At 40.9% G+C, this 18,885-nt stretch carries 14 protein-coding genes; 10 read left to right on the top strand and 4 right to left on the bottom strand.

Going from position 1 to position 18,885, the window contains the following annotated elements; genetic code table 11:
* Positions 1-287: 287 nt before the first annotated feature.
* Positions 288-1,838, bottom strand: a complete 1,551-nt coding sequence (locus AZE41_RS14380; protein WP_067210736.1) for a PucR family transcriptional regulator — start codon at positions 1,836-1,838, stop codon at positions 288-290.
* Positions 1,839-1,860: 22 nt separating this feature from the next.
* Positions 1,861-3,030: a PucR family transcriptional regulator gene (locus tag AZE41_RS14375; RefSeq protein ID WP_067210734.1), complete on the bottom strand. Its 1,170-nt coding sequence runs from the start codon at positions 3,028-3,030 to the stop codon at positions 1,861-1,863.
* A gap of 194 nt (positions 3,031-3,224) precedes the next feature.
* Here AZE41_RS14375 and AZE41_RS14370 point away from each other — a divergent pair, with 194 nt between their 5' ends.
* The 6 genes from AZE41_RS14370 (at position 3,225) to AZE41_RS14345 (ending at position 10,740) form a co-directional block, all read left to right on the top strand.
* The gene (locus AZE41_RS14370) at positions 3,225-4,472 is read left to right on the top strand and encodes a Zn-dependent hydrolase (protein ID WP_067210732.1); all 1,248 of its coding nucleotides are present in this window, start codon (positions 3,225-3,227) and stop codon (positions 4,470-4,472) included.
* Positions 4,473-4,695: 223 nt separating this feature from the next.
* A complete protein-coding gene (gene hydA, locus AZE41_RS14365; RefSeq protein WP_067210730.1) occupies positions 4,696-6,099 on the top strand; it encodes a dihydropyrimidinase in 1,404 nt (467 codons plus the stop codon).
* A 28-nt stretch (positions 6,100-6,127) separates the two neighbouring features.
* Positions 6,128-7,471 carry an NAD(P)-dependent oxidoreductase gene (locus AZE41_RS14360; RefSeq protein ID WP_231885681.1) on the top strand — a complete coding sequence of 448 codons (1,344 nt, stop codon included), beginning with the start codon at positions 6,128-6,130 and terminating at the stop codon, positions 7,469-7,471.
* A 12-nt stretch (positions 7,472-7,483) separates the two neighbouring features.
* On the top strand, positions 7,484-8,746 hold the full coding sequence (preA, locus tag AZE41_RS14355; RefSeq protein WP_067210725.1) for an NAD-dependent dihydropyrimidine dehydrogenase subunit PreA: 1,263 nt from the start codon (positions 7,484-7,486) through the stop codon (positions 8,744-8,746).
* A 314-nt stretch (positions 8,747-9,060) separates the two neighbouring features.
* Positions 9,061-10,518: an NCS1 family transporter gene (locus AZE41_RS14350; protein WP_067210723.1), complete on the top strand. Its 1,458-nt coding sequence runs from the start codon at positions 9,061-9,063 to the stop codon at positions 10,516-10,518.
* Positions 10,519-10,536: 18 nt separating this feature from the next.
* Positions 10,537-10,740, top strand: coding sequence for a hypothetical protein (locus tag AZE41_RS14345; protein WP_067210720.1), 204 nt, complete (start codon positions 10,537-10,539; stop codon positions 10,738-10,740).
* Positions 10,741-10,976: 236 nt separating this feature from the next.
* On the opposite strand, the gene AZE41_RS14340 is transcribed toward AZE41_RS14345, so the two are convergent.
* Complete coding sequence (locus AZE41_RS14340; RefSeq protein ID WP_067210719.1) at positions 10,977-11,597, bottom strand: hypothetical protein; 621 nt, start codon at positions 11,595-11,597, stop codon at positions 10,977-10,979.
* Between the two features lie 519 nt (positions 11,598-12,116).
* On the opposite strand from AZE41_RS14340, the gene AZE41_RS14335 reads away from it, so the two are divergent.
* From AZE41_RS14335 to AZE41_RS14325, 3 genes are read left to right on the top strand one after another with little or no spacing between them, the layout of a single operon-like run.
* Positions 12,117-13,613 carry a spore germination protein gene (locus AZE41_RS14335; RefSeq protein WP_231885680.1) on the top strand — a complete coding sequence of 499 codons (1,497 nt, stop codon included), beginning with the start codon at positions 12,117-12,119 and terminating at the stop codon, positions 13,611-13,613.
* On the top strand, positions 13,614-14,726 hold the full coding sequence (locus AZE41_RS14330; RefSeq protein ID WP_067210717.1) for a GerAB/ArcD/ProY family transporter: 1,113 nt from the start codon (positions 13,614-13,616) through the stop codon (positions 14,724-14,726). It begins immediately after the preceding gene.
* Positions 14,723-15,847 (top strand): Ger(x)C family spore germination protein, encoded by a 1,125-nt coding sequence (locus tag AZE41_RS14325; protein ID WP_067210715.1) that lies wholly within the window; start codon positions 14,723-14,725, stop codon positions 15,845-15,847. The genes AZE41_RS14330 and AZE41_RS14325 overlap by 4 nt, the downstream gene beginning before the upstream one ends.
* Before the next feature lie 12 nt (positions 15,848-15,859).
* Here AZE41_RS14325 and AZE41_RS14320 read toward each other — a convergent pair whose 3' ends face one another.
* Complete coding sequence (locus AZE41_RS14320) at positions 15,860-16,807, bottom strand: nucleoside hydrolase (protein ID WP_067210712.1); 948 nt, start codon at positions 16,805-16,807, stop codon at positions 15,860-15,862.
* A gap of 494 nt (positions 16,808-17,301) precedes the next feature.
* Between AZE41_RS14320 and AZE41_RS14315 the strand changes: the two genes are divergently transcribed.
* Positions 17,302-18,777 (top strand): protein adenylyltransferase SelO, encoded by a 1,476-nt coding sequence (locus tag AZE41_RS14315; protein ID WP_067213993.1) that lies wholly within the window; start codon positions 17,302-17,304, stop codon positions 18,775-18,777.
* Positions 18,778-18,885: the final 108 nt, after the last annotated feature.

Below are 18,885 nucleotides of genomic sequence, written 5' to 3'. Positions count from 1 at the left end.
TAGAGGTGATTCCATCCATTTGGTTTTTATATACAATTATACTTGTGCGACAAGTTCGTTTTCATTTTGATTTGGAAGGGTACCAGCTGGCTTTATCCATTATAAAAGAACTTTTAGTTTGTAGAAAATAACGAATATTTTGAGTATTTAGAGCGAGTGGGTAGAATTAATGCGACGCTAGTGTCATGCTATAAATCTATTATCCGATTTTTCGGTGAAAATAGCATTATACACAATGTAAAATAAATAGGCTGTTGCTTTTCACATAAGGTGAGTGAAGAGAATGGTTAGTTGTCGCTAAACAGTATTAACTCTAGTGCTAATCGCTTTTCTGTTTGCATAAAATCTGAGCCTAGCAACTGCTCAATTTTTTCCAAACGATGGTACAGTGTTTGTCTAACGATAAACAGGCGTTCGGCAGTGTCTTTTTTTTGACCATTGGTGTGTAAATATACTTTTAACGTTTCGACTAATTTACTGCTATGCTTGCGGTCATAGTCAATAACGGGCTGTATATATTCGGTCATCATGTCCATAATATATGGATTTTTTTGTAATTGCAAAATTAAATGATGGAGGTGTAAATCCTCGTAAAAATACGAAAGCTGTGGATCTTTCCATCGAATGTGTAAGGTGTCTTTGGCTGTTAGAAAGCTAGTATTGAGAGCTTGGAAATGAGTCACGTATTTTCCTACAGCGACTGAAGTTTTAAAGTCACCATATTTATATTTTTGCTGATTGTCATGGATTTGTGTAATGGCTTGTTCGATACGTTGCTTATATGTTTCTTGCGCATGTATATTCGCTAAAATAAAAATAAGCTGTTGTTGCTTTTCTATGATAAACGGATAGAATTCTAACTTCTCTAAGACATTGCGCGTAAACAGCTTATAGTACGTTAAATCACTGCTTTTGCTTTTGTGGATTTGAAGAATCATGACCAGCCAATTACTTGTTGTGATATCTGCATGATGGTCTTGCAGGAAATGCGTCAATTCCTCCATATTGGATAACCCATTCAGCCATTGCTCTAGAACTTCACGATCCTCCACAGCCTTTTTTTCCTCGCTATACAAAACCCGCAATAAATAGTGTGAAAGTGCAATAACCGTGCGATCTAAAATCAGTGCATCGTATTCATTGACGACGCGCTGTGGGGAAAACAAACAAACCTCCCCATAATATTGGTTGAAAATATTCACCTCACAGCGAATAACATGTTTTTCCACATAATCAGGGCTTGACTGTTGTTGCATCTTATCATACTTGTCCTGCTGAATATTGGGAATAAACACAGGCTTTTGCCCATTAAATGTAAAGATGACCTGCAAGCCAAGATGTTTATAGAGGTGCATTAAAATTTGCTCGTAATTGTTGGCGGTCAGTGTATATTTATTAATTTGCTGTGCGTAGTTCTCTAGGTTTTTCACCATGCCATATTGCTGATTGATGAGGATACTGTGTATTTCTTGTGTGATTTCGACAAAGGCTACCTCCTGATGAAAGATGATGAGAGGGAATTGGTAGTCCGTCGCCAGTTGCTGTATGCAATCAGGAATTTCTTGAATGACGCTACCGAGCTCAATGCACAGCCCAGCTGATTTGGATGCTATTAATTGGTGAATAAAGTGATGGAAGTCATCATCATTGTTTTTCAAATGAATACCCGTAGTCAAAATTAATTCATTGCCCTTTAATAATTTGGCAGCATCCATAGTTTCGACGATATGCACCCATTTGATGATATTGAGTTGCCCCTCTGCACCAGCAAGAAGCTTCGCGCTACTGAATAACTTTTTCGTCAGTACATCTGCTATAGTGAGTGGAAATTCATTCATAGTGTCCTCCTATCACGCATAATTATTGATGCGTCAACACATCTTCTATTAAAAAGGCCATATACAAATTGGTTTTTGTAAAAGGGTTGGTGGCGTCTATATCTAATAGCAGTTCAACTTTTTTGATTTTATATAGGACAGTGTTGCGATGAATGAATAGACGTTCACTAATTTTACTCGTACTGCCGTTTTCTTCAAGGAAAATACGTAAAAATGACACGTAATCGGTGTTGTGTAAATCATCATATCGATAAAGTTGTCCAAGTATATCCTGGCTAAAAGATTCAATTAATGTCCGGTTTTGCACACCCATAATAATTTTATAGGCTCCAATTTCTTTATATTTGTATAAGAAGCGGTTGTTGTGCAACTGTGCTAATTGAATGACAGTGAGTGATTCCTCGTAGCTTTTATGGATGTTTTCGTAGTCTTCATAAAAATTCCCTTTGCCGATGATGACATTTAAGCTGCCGCTTTTCTGGGTGATCTTGTCGTAGATGTCTTCAACTGTTTTTGAGAAAGGACTATTGGATGTAGTGATCTGTGTTCGATTGATGAGAAAGATGAGGTGGTTTTTGTGCTTGAGTCTTAAAAACCGTTTATATCTATTTTGGAATGCAAACTGAATGAGGACCTCGTAACGGCCAATGCTACTGCGTGCATCTGTTGTTGTACAAGTGATGATGGCCAATTCTGCGCCTTGTGGAAATCCAAGTTGGGTTAAATTTTGCCTTGTGGAATCGACGTGCTGTTTGTAATGAAACAGTAAGTTGTAAAGGACTTGGTCTTCGGTGGATTGTTCTTGCTCGTGGGTGGCGATAAATTGAAATGTCGTTTTTAAAAGGTCGGCTACACGGCGGTCCCAAGGCATTTGGAAAATGGGCAATTCATGCTCATTGGCAAACGAGATGACCGATTCGGAAATGTCAGGAATATAAGGTCCCGTATTCACGATAATACCAGCTATTTTTTTAGTGTACGCCAGTTTAACGAGTTGTTCTAAGGATGTATTTTGGTGTGGAAAGTTAATGCCTGTTGTTACAACTAATTCATTTGGTCGGCAAAACGTGATTAAATCAATGCTTTCTACTACGTTAATACCTGAAACTTTTCGATACAAACCGCTTTCTCCAGCTACTAATGTCAGCATCGGGAATAGAGCCCCCTCTAGGATTTTGCCAATCGTTCCCATAACAGCCCCCCTTATTATACAAATAACGTACCATAAATATTGTGCACTTGCACATACTTTCTTAGTTTTATATCCATATCTTCCAAATAGTTTCTATTTTATGATTGTCATAAACAACCACTTATCGATAACTATTAATTTAGAATTTTCGTAAACAACCACTATTTTATTACTGTGAAAGAGAGGACTTGCATATGTATAAATGTAATAGTAGTAGATTACAGGGGTTAATTGAACAATTTAGTCAATTTGGTGCAACTGCCAATGGAGGCGTAACCCGTTTGTCCCTTTCAAAAGAGGATGTATTAGCGAGAGACTATTTTTGTGAAATATGCATAGAGTTAGGCATGGACATTCAAGTAGACGATATGGCAAATATCTATGCGATTCTACCAGGAAAAAAAGAGTGCCCACCCATCGTAATGGGATCACATTTAGATTCGGTTGAAAAAGGTGGCAGGTTTGATGGTGTCTTAGGTATTTTAACCGCAATAGAGGCGATACGAACGTTAAAGGAAAACGACATTGAGCTCGAGATCCCATTAATGCTTGTGAATTTTACGAATGAAGAAGGTGCGCGCTTCGATCCGGCGATGATGAGTTCCGGTGTCATTGCTTCAAAATTCAGTAAAGAAAAAATGCTAGAATCTATCGATAAAAATGGTATTACTTTTCAAGAAGCATTACAGGCGAGTGGCTACGCGGGGGAGCAAGGAAATCGCTTAACAGAAGCCCTTGCATATATTGAGCTGCATATTGAACAAGGACCGGTATTAGCAGCAAAGCAACGTGACATTGGGGTGGTAGAAGGCGTTTTAGGCATGGTGTGCTATGAAATTACCGTGACAGGTGAATCAAATCACGCTGGCACAACGCCAATGTCGATGCGAAAAGACCCGATGATTGTGGCGTCTCGTATAATTTCATCTTTGCATGAGCAGCTAAGTAAAATCGACGAAGCGCTTGTGTTCACATTTGGGCGTATGCACGTGGCACCTAATATTCATACAGTCATTCCGAACGAAGTAGTGTTTACTATGGATTCGCGTCATCAAAATCCAGCGGTGATGCTCAAAGTAGAAAAGCTATTGAAAGGTCTAGCTTCAGAGGAAAGCGGTTGCCACATTAGCCCGGTCAAGCTATGGGGGCGGGAGACCGTATTATTTGATGCAGCTATTTGCAATGAAGTGGAAAAATCATGTCATGACTTTGGTTATTCCTTCCAACGTATGTTCAGCGGGGCGGGGCACGATGCACAGTATATCGCGAGCTTCATCCCATCGGCAATGATTTTTGTTCCAAGTATCAAGGGGAAAAGTCATTGCGAGGAGGAAGAAACAACATTTGAAGACTGTGCAAAGGGGGCAGACGTGTTACTGGAAACCGTGTTGACACTACAAAAGAAGTTCAGCATGGGCGAAAAATACACACTTAACTCATGATGAGTGCAGGTTGAAATACTATAATTCGCTAGCACATTGGTTCATCACTAAAAGTTAGAGATGACGTTGGATTAAACTGCATATCATTAGAATGCGGGTTGATTGGAGTGAAGGTTGGACGACCCCAGCTGGACGGAAATTAACCTCCCCTCCACGGTGGAGAGCTAGCGTATTAATGGATATTGACAAACTTTACATTAATTAATCGAAGGGTGAGGGTAGTGTGAAAAAAGTGATTACAGGTGGACTCATTGTGACAGCAACAGATATGTATGAGGCAGATATTTTAATAGAGAACGGCAAAATTGTGCAAATCGGCAAAAACTTATCAGCTTATGGAGCGGAAATTGTAGATGCTACGGGTAAATACGTGATGCCTGGGGGAATTGATCCGCATACGCATTTGGATATGCCGTTCAACAACACGGTGACAGACGATGATTGGAAGTCGGGAACAGTTGCGGCAGCATTTGGTGGGACGACGACCATTTTAGATTTTTGCTTATCTGCGGGTGAAGAAAAACTTGCGACGGCTGTGGCAAAGTGGCATGTAAAAGCAAAGGGCAAATCAGCCATTGACTACGGTTTCCATTTAATGATTGGTGATTTAACGCCTGAAACAGAGGCCGAGTTACCGTTGTTACTAGAGCAGGAAGGGATTACATCTGTCAAGGTGTTCATGGCTTACGCGAAAGAATTCCAGGCGACAGACCGTACGCTGTTCAAAGCCTTTAAAATTGCAAAAGACATTGGCGCTGTTGTCATGGTGCACTGTGAAAATGGCTCAGTCATCGATGAATTAGTTGAGGAGGCGAAGCAAGCTGGTCAGACGGCGCCAATTTATCACGCACTGACACGTCCCGCGGAATTAGAGGGTGAGGCGACGAAACGGGCCATTGAACTAGCGCATATCGCAGGTGCCAAGCTGTATGTTGTACATGTGACGTGTAAAGAGGCTTTGGATGAAATTATCGCAGCACGTGAAAAGGGCTATGACGTGTATGGCGAAACATGTCCACCTTATTTAACGCTCGATCAGTCAGCGTTAGCACAGCCAGGCTTCGAGGGGGCGAAATATGTTTGGTCACCGCCACTTCGCCCGAAATATCATCAAGAGCATTTGTGGAATGCTTTAAAAGCCAAGCAACTGCAAACAATTGGTTCGGACCAATGTTCATTTAGCTTTAACGGGAAAAAGCAATTAGGGTTAAATGACTTTTCTAAAATACCAAATGGTGGACCGTTTATCGAAGATCGTTTCAGCATTTTATTTTCTGAAGGTGTGGCGAAAGGGCGAATTTCCATCTATGACTTTGTCGATATGATTTCGACAAGTGCCGCAAAAATTTTCGGCTTATATCCACAAAAAGGAACGATTGCTATTGGTTCTGACGCCGATATCGTAATTTTTGATCCTACGGTAAAACGTGAAATTTCAGCGAATACCCATCATATGAATGTAGACTACAACCCGTATGAGGGCTGGGAAGTGACTGGAGAGCCAATCAGTGTACTTGTGCGTGGAGAATACGTCATTAAAAACAAACAATTTGTAGGAGCATTAGGCAGTGGCCGATATATCAAGCGTGCACTACAACCGACGACCGCGCAAACAATCAACGTGTAAACATCAATCCATGAGGAGGAATGTTTCAATGACTTCGCAACTCGAACGGAATTTTGTGGAAATGACTAGCAGGATGACAAAAAATGAAGCACAAGAAGAGGCTAATCGTTGTCTGTACTGCTATGACGCACCTTGCATTACAGCTTGTCCGACAAGTATTCAAATACCGAATTTCATCAAGAAAATTGCTTCCAGTAATATGAAAGGTTCGGCCATGACGATTATGGAGGCTAACCCGATTGGTGCAAGCTGTGCGCGAGTATGCCCGACCGAGGAATTATGTGAAGGTGCATGTGTGTTAAATTCCTCGACAAAGCCTATTAAAATAGGGCACTTGCAACGTTATGCAACAGATTGGGCGATGGAATCAGACGTCGAGCTATTTAAAAAAGGTCAATCAAATGGACAAAAGGTAGCGATCGTTGGCGCTGGTCCAGCTGGTTTATCGGCAGCACGTGAGCTTAGTCGCTTTGGCTATAGTGTCACAATTTTTGAAGCAGAAGCAAAGGCGGGTGGCTTGGGCAACTACGGTATCGTGTCATTCCGATTACCGAATGATGTAGTGGATTGGGAAGTGGCGCAAGTTGTAAAGCTTGGTGTTGACATTAAAACAAACACAACAGTAGGCGTGGATATTTCTGCTGCAGAAATTTTAGCGCAATATGACAGTGTTATTTTAGCGGTTGGTATGGGGGCCGTGCCTAATCTTGGCATTAAAGGTGAGGAACTAGCTGGCGTTCATGATGCCATTGAGTTTGTAAAGCACACGAAAATGGGTGCACTGACAGAAGACTTAATCGGTAAACGTGTTGCGGTCATCGGTGCTGGTAACACAGCTATCGATGGTGCAACCTGTGCTGTGCGACTAGGTGCGGAGCAGGTAGACATTCTCTATAGAAGAACAGAAAAAGAGATGACTGCCTATCAGTTTGAATATGAATTTGCCAAGCAGGATGGCGTTGGATTTAAGTGGCTGACAGCGCCGAAACAAATTATCGGTGATGAGGCAGGGAAAGTAGTGGGACTTGAATGCGTCAAGATGAAACTTGGAGAGGCGGGTGTAGACGGCAGGCAACGACCTGAAGTAATCAAAGGGTCTGAGTTTGTTATAGAGGTGGACGCGGTCATTAAAGCAATTGGACAAACGCGCTTTGTCTCACTCATTGAAGCGTTTGGATTACAACATACGAATGGAGTAGTAGACATTGACGAAACGACTATGCAAACATCGAATGACAAAGTGTTTGCCTGTGGAGATGTCGTGTTTGGTAATGGCCAAGGGGAAGCAATGGTGGTAACAGCTGCACAGCAAGGTAAAGATGCTGCTTACATCATTCATGAGCGTTTAAGAAAACCGAGCGAGATCGCATAGGGGGGATGGAGCATGGCGGACTTACGAATTGACTTAGCGGGGATTAAATCACCGAATCCATTTTGGTTAGCATCTGCACCACCGACTAATTCGGGCTATCAAGTGCAACGTGCATTTGAAGCGGGCTGGGGTGGCGCAGTCTGGAAAACATTGGGTGAACCAATTTTAAATGTTTCATCGCGCTTTGCGGCTGTCAGCTTTAACGGACAGAGAGTAGCGGGCTTTAATAATATTGAGCTCATTACAGATCGTCCGTTAGAGGTTAATTTACAGGAAATTCTTGAAACGAAAAAAAGGTTTCCTAATCATGCCATTATCGCTTCATTAATGGTAGAGCCACAGCAGGAAAAGTGGCATGAGATTGTTAAAAAAGTAGAAGCTGTCGGGGTTGATGGTCTTGAGCTTAATTTTGGTTGTCCACATGGGATGGCAGAACGAGGAATGGGGGCTGCTTCTGGTCAAGTCCCTGAATTGGTTGAAAAGCAAACGCACTGGGCGAAGGAAGTTGCACGTACACCTGTTATCGTCAAGTTAACGCCAAACATTACGGATATTACGATGACGGCGGAAGCGGCAGTGCGTGGCGGGGCAGATGCCGTTAGTATGATTAATACGATAAACAGCTTAGCGGGTGTCGATTTAGATTCATGGAATACGGTTCCATATGTTGGAGGGAAGGGGGCACATGGCGGATATTGTGGGCCTGCTGTCAAACCGATTGCACTAAATATGGTCGCAGAATGTGCGCGAAATCCTTTCGTCAATGTACCAATTTCAGGCATTGGTGGGATTTCAAATTGGCAGGATGCTGCGGAATTTCTGCTGATGGGTGCAACAGGAGTACAAGTTTGTACTGCAGCGATGCACCACGGGTTTAGTATTGTCGAAGATATGATTGACGGTCTTAATAATTATCTGGATGAGAAGGGCATTGCCTCGGTGATGGATATTGTTGGTCAGTCGGTACAACGTTATTCTAACTGGGGTGACTTAGATTTAAACTACAAAGTTGTTGCTGAAATTAATAATGATGTCTGTATTAATTGCAATAAATGCCATATTGCGTGTGAAGATACGTCACATCAATGTATTGACATGTACACAGAGAGTGGTCGTCCGATGCTAAAGGTGCGTGAAGAAGATTGTGTAGGCTGTAATTTATGCTCGATTGTGTGCCCAGTAGACGGTGCGATTTCGATGGTCGAAAGAATGTCCTCTATTGCGCCAATGACTTGGAACGACCGTCAATCACTAATCAGCAGTTTTGCTCGTTAAAAAGTAAAGTTCACCAGTAGTGGAATATGCTCTCAAGTACAGATTTTGGTGTAAAGCCATAAAAAGAGGTCAATTGTTTGTTTGCAGGTAAGAAAGTATACGTTTTTAGACTTGGAGCAGTGTCTAGACTGAAGCGCCTAGCCGCTCGAGTCGCTTCAGTCCTAAGTTAAAGGGGCAAAGAGCGCCTTTATCTTAAGGTCATCCAGCGCTCTTCGGGTCTATCAAGGCGCCTTCCGCTATTCATTGTGTCCAGGCTCCAGCCGCCAGCCGCTTTTCATTGTTAACTGGAAATCTACTATAAGGGAGAGACATGAATGGCGAATGGTGGGGATTATTTAAAATCACCAGATTTACTTCCAGTTACACATCAAAAAAGAAGTATCGGGACATTTGGTTTTGCAGTGATTTGGGTAGGCATGGCCATCGTCTTAGCCGCCTTTGCAATTGGCGGATCTGCTATTATAAGTTTGCCATTGCCGATGGTGATTTTAGCGACAATGATAGGTTCCGTTTTAATTGGCGTATTTATGACATTAATCGGTGATATTGGTATTGAGCACGGCTTGTCCTTCCCGGTTTATATGCGTGCCCCATTTGGTACAATTGGCACGCATATACCATCGCTCGTTCGTGGGGTGACAGCGGCTTGTTGGTTCGGTCTTAACACCTATTTTGGTGCAATGGCCATCAATGGGATTTTGAATTTATTATTCGACTTTAATAATTGGTTTTTATGTTTCCTTATTTTTGCGGCATTGCAGTTAATTAACACATCGCTTGGCATTAAATCCATTGAGCGCTTTGCGGATTTTGCGGCGCCGGTTATTATTTTAATATCGTGCTGGATGTACTATACGCTTGCCGATAAAGCAACGGCACAAGGGAAAGACGTGTGGGCATGGGTGGAATCACCAACGACTGGGATGGCAGCTTTTACTGCTTTCATGGTCGTGATGATGGCGAACATGGGATTCTGGGCAACGTTAGCAGCTGATATGCCAACACTATCACGTTTCTTTAAAGCGCCAAAAAATGAGCGCAATTGGTTCAAACGCAATAAAACACAGTTAGTTGGTTCTTTAATCGTGATGCCGATTACCAACACATTTATCGTAGCCATTGGTGCAGTATGTTATATGGCCGTGGCATCTGCTGATCCGATAAATGCCTTGCAGCAAAGTGCAAGTGGAATTGCGTTAGGAATTTTATTGCTGATGATTGTGTTAGCGCAATGGTCGACAAATACGTCCGCAAACGTGATTCCTGCAGCCACGATTTTCTCAAACATTGGTGGACCCAGAGTACCGTTCTGGGCTGGAGTTATCATTGCGGGAATTATTGGGATTTTAGCACAGCCGTGGAGCTTATTTGGCGTCTTAGTCAATGCGCTATTAATCATTGGTGGTATTTTAACAGCAATTGTGGGGATATTATTCGCCGATTATTATTTAATCCGTAAACGTCGTGTGAACGTAAAAGATCTGTACGAGTTAGACGGCCAATATAAGTATATGAATGGCTTTAACTTAGCGGGGTTAATCGCTTGGGTGATTGGTGGTGTCCTAGCGAATATGTTCCCAACGTATTCTTCATTGGTGGGCTTTTTCGTGGGGGCACTCGTGTACTATGTCTTGGCGAAATATTGGTGGTTTAAAAAGTACCCGCAAGCCGAACTAGACGATCCTAGTGACGCCAAGTATTTAGGTATTACAGTTGGTCACGATTGGGACGATATTGTCGTGCAAGAAATCGAAGCAAAAGGTGAAGAATAAGAAAAGCGAGGTGTGTGTATGTCTGATCATTTACTAAGCATGGATGAAATGAAAAAAGTAGATGACTATTTAGATAGGGGCTTTAAAGTCCATTATGTGTATGAAAATTTAAGCGGGATGTTTGTCGAGTTTGAACGGCAGGAAGAAGTTCGGTTGCAGATTCTGACCGCCGACGCGCGTAAATATCTCGCGGCAAAGCTCCAAGAACAAACGCAGTTGTAAGAAGGCATGTCAATTTAATATGATGCGGTTAAAACTCTATTCTATTACTTACTAGAATAGAGTTTTAAAGTTGTACAATGATCTTCATCAGCAAAGGGGGGCCAATATGAAGGTATAAACTTTGTGGAAAATGTAGGACGTTGCAACCAAGAAAGAGGAAGTTCACCAATAAGTTTTGATCCACTTCCTCTTTTGTTAAACATTTCATACACGTGATGGGATAGGAGTGTATTCATTCATTTCTTCTTTAAGTCTTGGATTTCCTTTATAATACTTTGTTTAGCCTTTTTTTTATCCTCTTCCAGTTCTTGAATACCTTCCATTTCTTTCTGATATTGCTCTTCTACGTCACTAGTCGCTGGGATAAAAGGCTCGTTATTGTAGTCGGTTCGTTTACCATGCCGTAGCATTTCATAAATGATCATTCCGTTATTCGGCTTACCGTTTACAGTTATCATGGGAATGGCGTCAAAAAGTACATAATAGAACGCATAGAAAATAAATCGCTCCCAAAATGTTCTATACTCGTGAAGCATCCCATTGGCTAGAAGTGCATTTATAGTAACAGCAAATACAAGGTTGGAAAGAATCGGTCCCAAGTAAACACATATATATGCAAAATTATTTTTTCTTTTCAACGAGTCATAGGAAAACCAACTATACACATGATAATATTTTCGCACATCAAAGAATCCGATTTTGAAAATCCGAGGACCTGATCCAATGGTCAACCTTGGGTTCTTAACACCGAAAATGCCACTGACAATAAAGTAACCAGACTCCCTCAAAAAAATGACAAGAGGCAAGATGATAAATGCTGAAGTAATCAATGACAGTAAATCTTTGAGTCCAAACATATTTATATATCCCCTTCTGTAAAACAAGCTTCACAACTTGTGATACCCGCAGAGGGAAGAGCTGAACCCTTTATGTTGAAAAATCGAAGTGTCTAGAAGGGATTGGTATAGAGGTTGGTTTTAGGTAGTTTTTGCTAGACTAACACTTCGTAGTGAGTGTTCAACATAAAAGCATTTTCAGTGGTGAATATAGTTAGAGAAAATGAACTGAAAATTTCAGATACGGAAGTGGAACGGGAATTCGTACGCTACTTTGACTGAAGTATTTCCAAATTTGCTAATAACTGTAGTTGATTGGAATGACCAATTCCAGGATATTTTGAAAAAACAACGCCTTAAAAAATGGGGAGACAGAGTGCGTACGCCCCATTAACCCCATCTCTCCCCGTTAACTGAAGCCGAAAGAAGGGTATAGATTCTCCCTCAAAAGGCTATTCTAGGGACAAAGATACAAATGAGGTGAGTCTACTGTTTAACAAAAAGTCCAAACGATCTTCAAAAGAAAAACAGGAAACAGTTGTGACTGAAGAAAACACAGAAGAAATACAAATACAGATTTCAACTTCTGGTGATATTTTTATTCAGTCCATAAAAGATGCTACTCACAATTCATCTGATTTAATCACTAAATCGATATTACCGAATCTTACGCTCATATATATAGAGAACCTAGTAGATGTCCCGACGTTAAATTATCATATCCTTAAGGACCTGTTGAAGCATACAAATGAATCACCAGAAAATATAATATCCACCCTGACAATAGCGCAGGTGAAAATGGCTAATGAAATAGGAGAAGCAGTAATTGCAATGATGGATGGAACGGTACTTATTCATGTTGAAGGCTACTCGCAAATTGTATTGGCTAATATCCCCACCAATGAATCACGGGCTTTATCAGCACCGGAAAACGAATCCCAGGTAATCGGTGCCCAAGTTGGGTTTACTGAAAGTCTGTCGACAAATATTTCCTTGATTCGGAGGTATATAAAAAACCCAAATCTATGCAATGAAGGATTAGAAGTTGGAAAGCAATCGAAGACAACGATTGCGATGTTATACATTAAAGGCGTTGCTTCCGATGAAATGGTGAATACGCTAAGACAAAGGATTGCCGACCTTAAAGTGGATTCGGTATTAGATAGCTCGATTCTTGAGCAAATGATAGACGACAACTCTTTATCGATTTTTCCGCAAATGTTACTAACAGAAAGACCGGATAAGCTTTGTGCTGAACTTTTGAATGGCAAATTAGGGGTCATCGTGGATGGAAGTTCCCTTGCAATCGTTTGCCCACACTCATTTCTTGAGTTCTTCCAAAGTCAGGAGGATCAAAATCTTAGATGGCAAATTGCTACATTTGCCCGGTTATTAAGATTTAGTGCAGTCGTCCTATCTGTTTTTTTATCCCCTTTATATGTAGCAGCATTGACATTTCATTATGAAGTAATTCCGCAATCTCTTTTAGTCCCGCTAAGTGAATCAAGAGCATTGGTTCCTTTCCCCCCTTTATTTGAAGCCCTACTTTTAGAACTCATTATTGAGCTACTTAGAGAAGCTGGAGTCAGATTACCCTCGAAGGTTGGTCAAACGATCGGTATTGTTGGCGGTATTGTTATTGGAACCGCAGCCGTACAAGCAGGGATTACGAGTAATATTTTAATTATTATCGTCGCCTTAGGGGCGTTGGCATCCTTCACAACACCAAGTTACATGATGGGTAATGTCATCAGAATCATTCGGTTTCCGTTAATAGTATTAGCAGGACTTTGGGGATTTTACGGCATTATGCTGGGGCTTTGTTTTATCCTAATCCATCTTTTGCGTCAAACAAGCCTAGGTTCGCCGTATACAGCGCCTTTTTATCCTCCTCGCTTGCTTGATTGGCGGGATAGTCTTGTCAGGTTGCCGTTGCCGTTTACATTTAAGAGACCTTCAAATACCAGACCGGAGGATGAAGATAAATATGAGCCGCAACCGATAAATCCTGAGAAAAATGAACAGAAGGTGAAATAAGTGAAAAATTCCATACAAATTGGTCCCACTGATACAATTAATGCTTTTCTACTTTTTTTCATCATTCATACCGCTCAAATCGGAATCGGGATTCAAGGATTTCAACGGATTATATACCAGGACGCAAAACATGATGCATGGATTTCTGTACTACTCGCAGGTCTCGCCACGCATATTATCGCAATTTTCATGCTTAAAACGTTGGAAATATACGGTTCAAATGATTTATACGGAATTCATCAAGATGTATTTGGTAAATGGCTAGGGAATTTTTTAAATATCATTTATATTTTTTATTGTTCAGGTGCCTTTTTCTCCGTTTTGAGAAACTATATTGAGGTCGTTCAAACATGGGTTTTTCCGAATTTAAATACTTGGTTTATTGCGGCTTCATTGCTATTAATTGTAATTTACACGTTTACCGGTGGTCTGCGGGTAATTGTAGGCGTTTCTTTTTTTAGTTTTATACTTTCCATATGGCTTTTCCCGATGTTGGCTTATCCAATGAAATATATAGAATTGAGAAGCCTTCTTCCGATTTTAGAGGCTAATATGAGCGAAATACTGAAAGGTGTAAAGTCCATGACCTTTACGGTTGTTGGATTTGAAATATTATATGTGATTTATCCCTTTATAAAGGATAAAAAGAATGCAAAAAAAAATATTCATCTTGGTTTGTTCATGACGACATTGATTTACCTTGCCATCATGTTGGTTTCGTTAACTTACTTCAGCGGGGAACAATTAACTAAAACCATTTGGGCGACTTTGTCTTTATTTAGTATTGTTAAATTTCCGTTCATTGAACGATTTGAGTATATAGCGGTTTGTTTTTGGATGTTGATTATTTTGCCGAACCTGTGTCTATTTCTATGGGCTGCTTTTCGCGGAACCAGACGACTAGTAAAGGTAAGTGCGAATAAATTCGTCTGGGTATTCTCGCTCATCATATTAATTGTAAGCTTAACACTTAAAACTCGACTTCAAATAAATACATTTAATAATTACTTTGGCCAGGTGGCGTTTTATATTGTTTTTGTTTATCCTATCATCTTGTATGTCTTAGCAGTGGCGAAAAGGAAAATCAAATCACGTAAGGAGCAAATAGAATGAAAAATTTTTGTTGTTTTTTACTACTGCTATTTCTTTTCATTGGTTTGGTAGGATGTGCAGAAACAAAACTCCTTGAAAGGGTAGGTTTAGTCACTTTAATTGGCTATGACTTGGGTAAAGAGGAAGGCGTAGAGACTACAGCGGTTGTTCGCCAAGTGAGCACAGAGTTAGAAAGTAAAGTTGCAGTTATTACTGCTGAAAACGAAACAAGTCAAGGGACACGTTCAAAAATCAATCGCAGAGCAGCTGAAAAAATAATGAGCGGACAATTGAGGGGGGTCTTATTCGGTGAAGAGTTTGCCCAAGACGGTATTGGTCATTACATTGAAAATTTGTTGAAAAATCCTGCAATGAGTGGGGATATTATTATGGCGGTTGTTGAAGGTCAAACGAAAGCCTTACTGGAATACCAATACCCAGATATAGAGGATATTGGGGAACATATTTATAAGCTGGTAGAGCAAAATATTAAAAGTGAGCAAGTGGTTTCATCCACTCTTCATGACGTAGCCAAAGATTATTATTTCATGGGCAGGGACATAGCGATGCCTATTATAAGAAGAGATGAGGAGCTAATAGAGATTTCTGGAATCGCTTTATTTAAAAAGGACAAAATGATAGGTAAACTTACTATCGATGATAGCTTTTATGTGAAGTTAAGTCGAGATGATTATCATGCTGGAGTATTTGAATTGAAAATTAAAGGGGATGATTTACCTTCATCTTTACTGAAGGATCCTCCTGATGAAATTAATCTGGTATTCGATCCGATAAAAACGCATAAAGAAGTGAAGTTAGTCAATCCAAAAACTCCTGAATTTGACCTATACCTTACAGTGCAAGCAAGATTATTAGAAATAAAACCTAACGTTAATGTTGGAAATTCTAAAAAGGTGGAAGCACTTGAAAAAGCGATCAGTAAGAGTCTGTCGAGTGAAATATCAAGGGTAATTGCTTATTGCCAAAACATTGGCTCGGATGTTTTTGGCTATGGTGAGATTTATAGAAGCTCTGTACGTCATTCTGAATTGACGGAAGAGAAATGGCATGAGTTGTACAAGGAAATGAAAGTTAACGTCCATGTTGACTTTACACTGCTTAGAAGTGGAGTCTTTGAATGATTAGTACTCACCTTATTTTGACTGTTTACCTGTCATGACAGACAGGAATTTGTGGAAAAATGTCTCGTAGTCCAAGTCAAATGCAATGCGGTGATTTTTTTCGTTGTCATAAAATTGGTCACCTGGCCGTATATCAGCAATACTTTGCCCCCTTGCAGGTCCTTCCAAATGCTGCCCGATTTCGATAGAACGTGAATTGAACGTGAACATTTCAGGGTGTATGACCGCCATCAGTGTAAGTGCGTCATGCACGGGGCTTCCTTGAAGAGTTGGATCCCTTTCTTGATAAAATTCGGTGTAAAAGTCCATTAACGACTTAAAGATTGCGGTTTTTCCAAAGTGATCAATATAATCGACCATTTCAGGTGTGACAATTGCTTTTTGTGTTGCGTTTAAAGGGATTATTGTGACATTATTGGCATAAGAAAGGACGATTTTCACCGCTACAGGATCTGCATGAAAGTTTGCTTCCGCGACAGGTGTTACATTTCCAGGTACCCCAAATGCTCCCCCCATAATATAAAATTCCTTCACGTTGCCCATTAATTCTTTATAAAGAATAAACAATGTAGCAAGTGAAGTCAGGCGGCCAATATTTACGATAATCAGCTCATCCTTATACATTTTAATTATATTTACAATCTCCAGGAAGTTTTCTATCACGAATTCATAGTCATCCGGTACTATGGGTCCGAGACCATGTACGCCATGGATTTCCGGATAGTAGGTGGGGAGTTCTGCAGTCATCGGCATTTCTGCACCACTTATGACTGGAATGTTATTGGGGAAATTAAATAAGTTAAACAAATAGCGAATATTTGACATTGCATCTTCTCTTGATACATTCCCATAGTCGGCTACCACTCCGACGATATCAATCTCGTCATTAAAGTGGGCGTAGATAAGGCCCACTGTGTCATCTATTCCAATATCACCAAATAAAAGAACTTTTTTTGCCAATAGAATACCCCTCTTTCGGTGTGATTATTTACTGATCTGAAAAAACTGTGCTCAGTTTGTGTATTACCAAAGTATGTGTCGCAGGAAAGTTCTTATCCACACGGGATTTCAGTTAAATCCATTTATACTATATTATGGTGAAATGGCCGGGTATATCACACTGACCTGATGGTTCAAATATCGTGTTAAAATGTGGCGTAAATTTTGAGTGATGCTTGCAATACACGCGCATCTAAACGACAAAAATCTATGATGAAGAACTGAGAATGTTGGTGTAGGTACGCTGTCGGTCACTGTATACGACACTTATGGGAAACACATTAGTGCACCCTGCATAGTTAGCGAAAACTAAGGGAGTTACCAACGTGTGGAAAGGGTATACTAAATTAACAGAAGAAAACACTACGAAGGACTACCTAATGAAAAGGGATACCGTGATTTATGTTTTATATAAAAAAATCAGGCAAACAGACGAAAGGAAGATAGAAGATACGATGACAAACCGAAAAGAACTAATAGAATCAGGCTGGAATTTAGATAATAGTTATGCCCGTCTGCCAAAATCATTTTTTACAAACCTCAGTCCTAACCCTGTACAGTCACCGAAGTTGATCATTTTCAATGATTCCTTGGCAATTTCCTTGGGATTGGATGTCCATGAGTTGCAAAGCGAAGATGGAGTGGCAGTGCTTGCTGGGAATCGAATTCCTGAAGGCGCTTTGCCACTTGCTCAAGCGTATGCGGGCCATCAATTTGGGCACTTTGCGATGTTAGGGGACGGCCGGGCTATGTTAATTGGCGAACAGATAACCCCTTTAGGTGAACGGTTTGATATTCAGCTTAAGGGTTCGGGCCGAACACCATATTCCCGCGGGGGAGATGGTCGCGCGGCACTTGGACCAATGTTACGCGAATTCATCATCAGTGAAGCCATGCATGCGCTTGGTATTCCTACTACTCGAAGTCTAGCAGTAGTGACAACCGGTGAGTTTATCATCCGTGAAACCGATCTTCCAGGTGCCATTATGACTCGTGTGGCTGTCAGTCATCTACGCTTCGGAACCTTTCAATACGCTGCAAAATGGGGAACGGATGAGGAACTACAAGTTCTTGCCGACTACGCACTACAGCGACATTTTCCGGAAGTTGAAACTGATGAAAATCGCTATCTTGCGTTGCTTCAGGGAGTGATCAAGCGTCAGGCGGCCTTGGTAGCACAATGGCAAATGGTTGGTTTTATCCATGGAGTAATGAATACCGATAACATGACGATAAGTGGGGAGACCATCGATTATGGTCCGTGTGCCTTCATGGATACCTATGACCCAGCAACGGTCTTCAGTTCCATTGACATTCAAGGTCGCTACTCTTACGGCAATCAGCCGAATATCGTCGGGTGGAATCTTGCGCGATTTGCTGAAACCCTAATACCATTACTGCATGAAGATTATGCAGAGGGTGCCAAACTGGCGCAAGATGCCATTTCCGATTTCCCTGAGCACTATCATGCGAATTGGCTCGCGGGAATGAGAGCGAAACTAGGACTATTTAATGAAGAGAAACAGGATGAATCCCTTATTGAAGACCTTCTTCGACTAATGCAGAAGCATCGCGCTGACTTTACCAATACTTTTCGCGCGTTAACGTATGATAATTTAGAAGATAATGTCCTTTTTGGGACTCCGGAATTTACCAACTGGTATGCACTGTGGCAGTCAAGACTAGGCAGACAGCAAGAATCAAAGATCAGCTCACAGCAGTTAATGCGGGATAGTAATCCTGTACTAATCCCACGGAACCATCGGGTAGAAGCTGCGCTAGAAGCCGCGGTGAATCAAGGTGATTACAGTGTGATGGAAAGGCTATTAGAAGTTCTATCAAATCCGTATGCGTACACTCCTGGGAAGGATGATTATTCCACACTTCCCGCGCAATCAACAAGGCCTTACCAAACATTTTGTGGGACTTAATAATTGGCTTTTCATGGTTTGCTAGCAGTACAAAATAATGCTACCTTATGTATTGGGTAGCATTATTTTATTTTAGGGATGACTACACTTGATCAGAAAAAAACGGGG

The sequence above is a fragment of the Sporosarcina psychrophila genome (genome assembly GCF_001590685.1).
Taxonomy (GTDB): Bacteria; Bacillota; Bacilli; order Bacillales_A; family Planococcaceae; genus Sporosarcina; species Sporosarcina psychrophila.
Note: the sequence above shows the minus strand (reverse complement) of the source record. Positions and strands in the feature narration are given on the sequence as shown.

Excerpts from the sequence above, each read along its gene's own strand:
- AZE41_RS14380 (WP_067210736.1), bottom strand. The coding sequence starts at position 1,838 with ATGAATGAATTTCCACTCACTATAGCAGATGTACTGACGAAAAAGTTA.
- AZE41_RS14375 (WP_067210734.1), bottom strand. The coding sequence starts at position 3,030 with ATGGGAACGATTGGCAAAATCCTAGAGGGGGCTCTATTCCCGATGCTG.
- AZE41_RS14370 (WP_067210732.1), top strand. The coding sequence starts at position 3,225 with ATGTATAAATGTAATAGTAGTAGATTACAGGGGTTAATTGAACAATTT.
- AZE41_RS14360 (WP_231885681.1), top strand. The coding sequence starts at position 6,128 with ATGACTTCGCAACTCGAACGGAATTTTGTGGAAATGACTAGCAGGATG.
- preA (WP_067210725.1), top strand. The coding sequence starts at position 7,484 with ATGGCGGACTTACGAATTGACTTAGCGGGGATTAAATCACCGAATCCA.
- AZE41_RS14350 (WP_067210723.1), top strand. The coding sequence starts at position 9,061 with ATGGCGAATGGTGGGGATTATTTAAAATCACCAGATTTACTTCCAGTT.
- AZE41_RS14345 (WP_067210720.1), top strand. The coding sequence starts at position 10,537 with ATGTCTGATCATTTACTAAGCATGGATGAAATGAAAAAAGTAGATGAC.
- AZE41_RS14340 (WP_067210719.1), bottom strand. The coding sequence starts at position 11,597 with ATGTTTGGACTCAAAGATTTACTGTCATTGATTACTTCAGCATTTATC.
- AZE41_RS14325 (WP_067210715.1), top strand. The coding sequence starts at position 14,723 with ATGAAAAATTTTTGTTGTTTTTTACTACTGCTATTTCTTTTCATTGGT.
- AZE41_RS14315 (WP_067213993.1), top strand. The coding sequence starts at position 17,302 with ATGACAAACCGAAAAGAACTAATAGAATCAGGCTGGAATTTAGATAAT.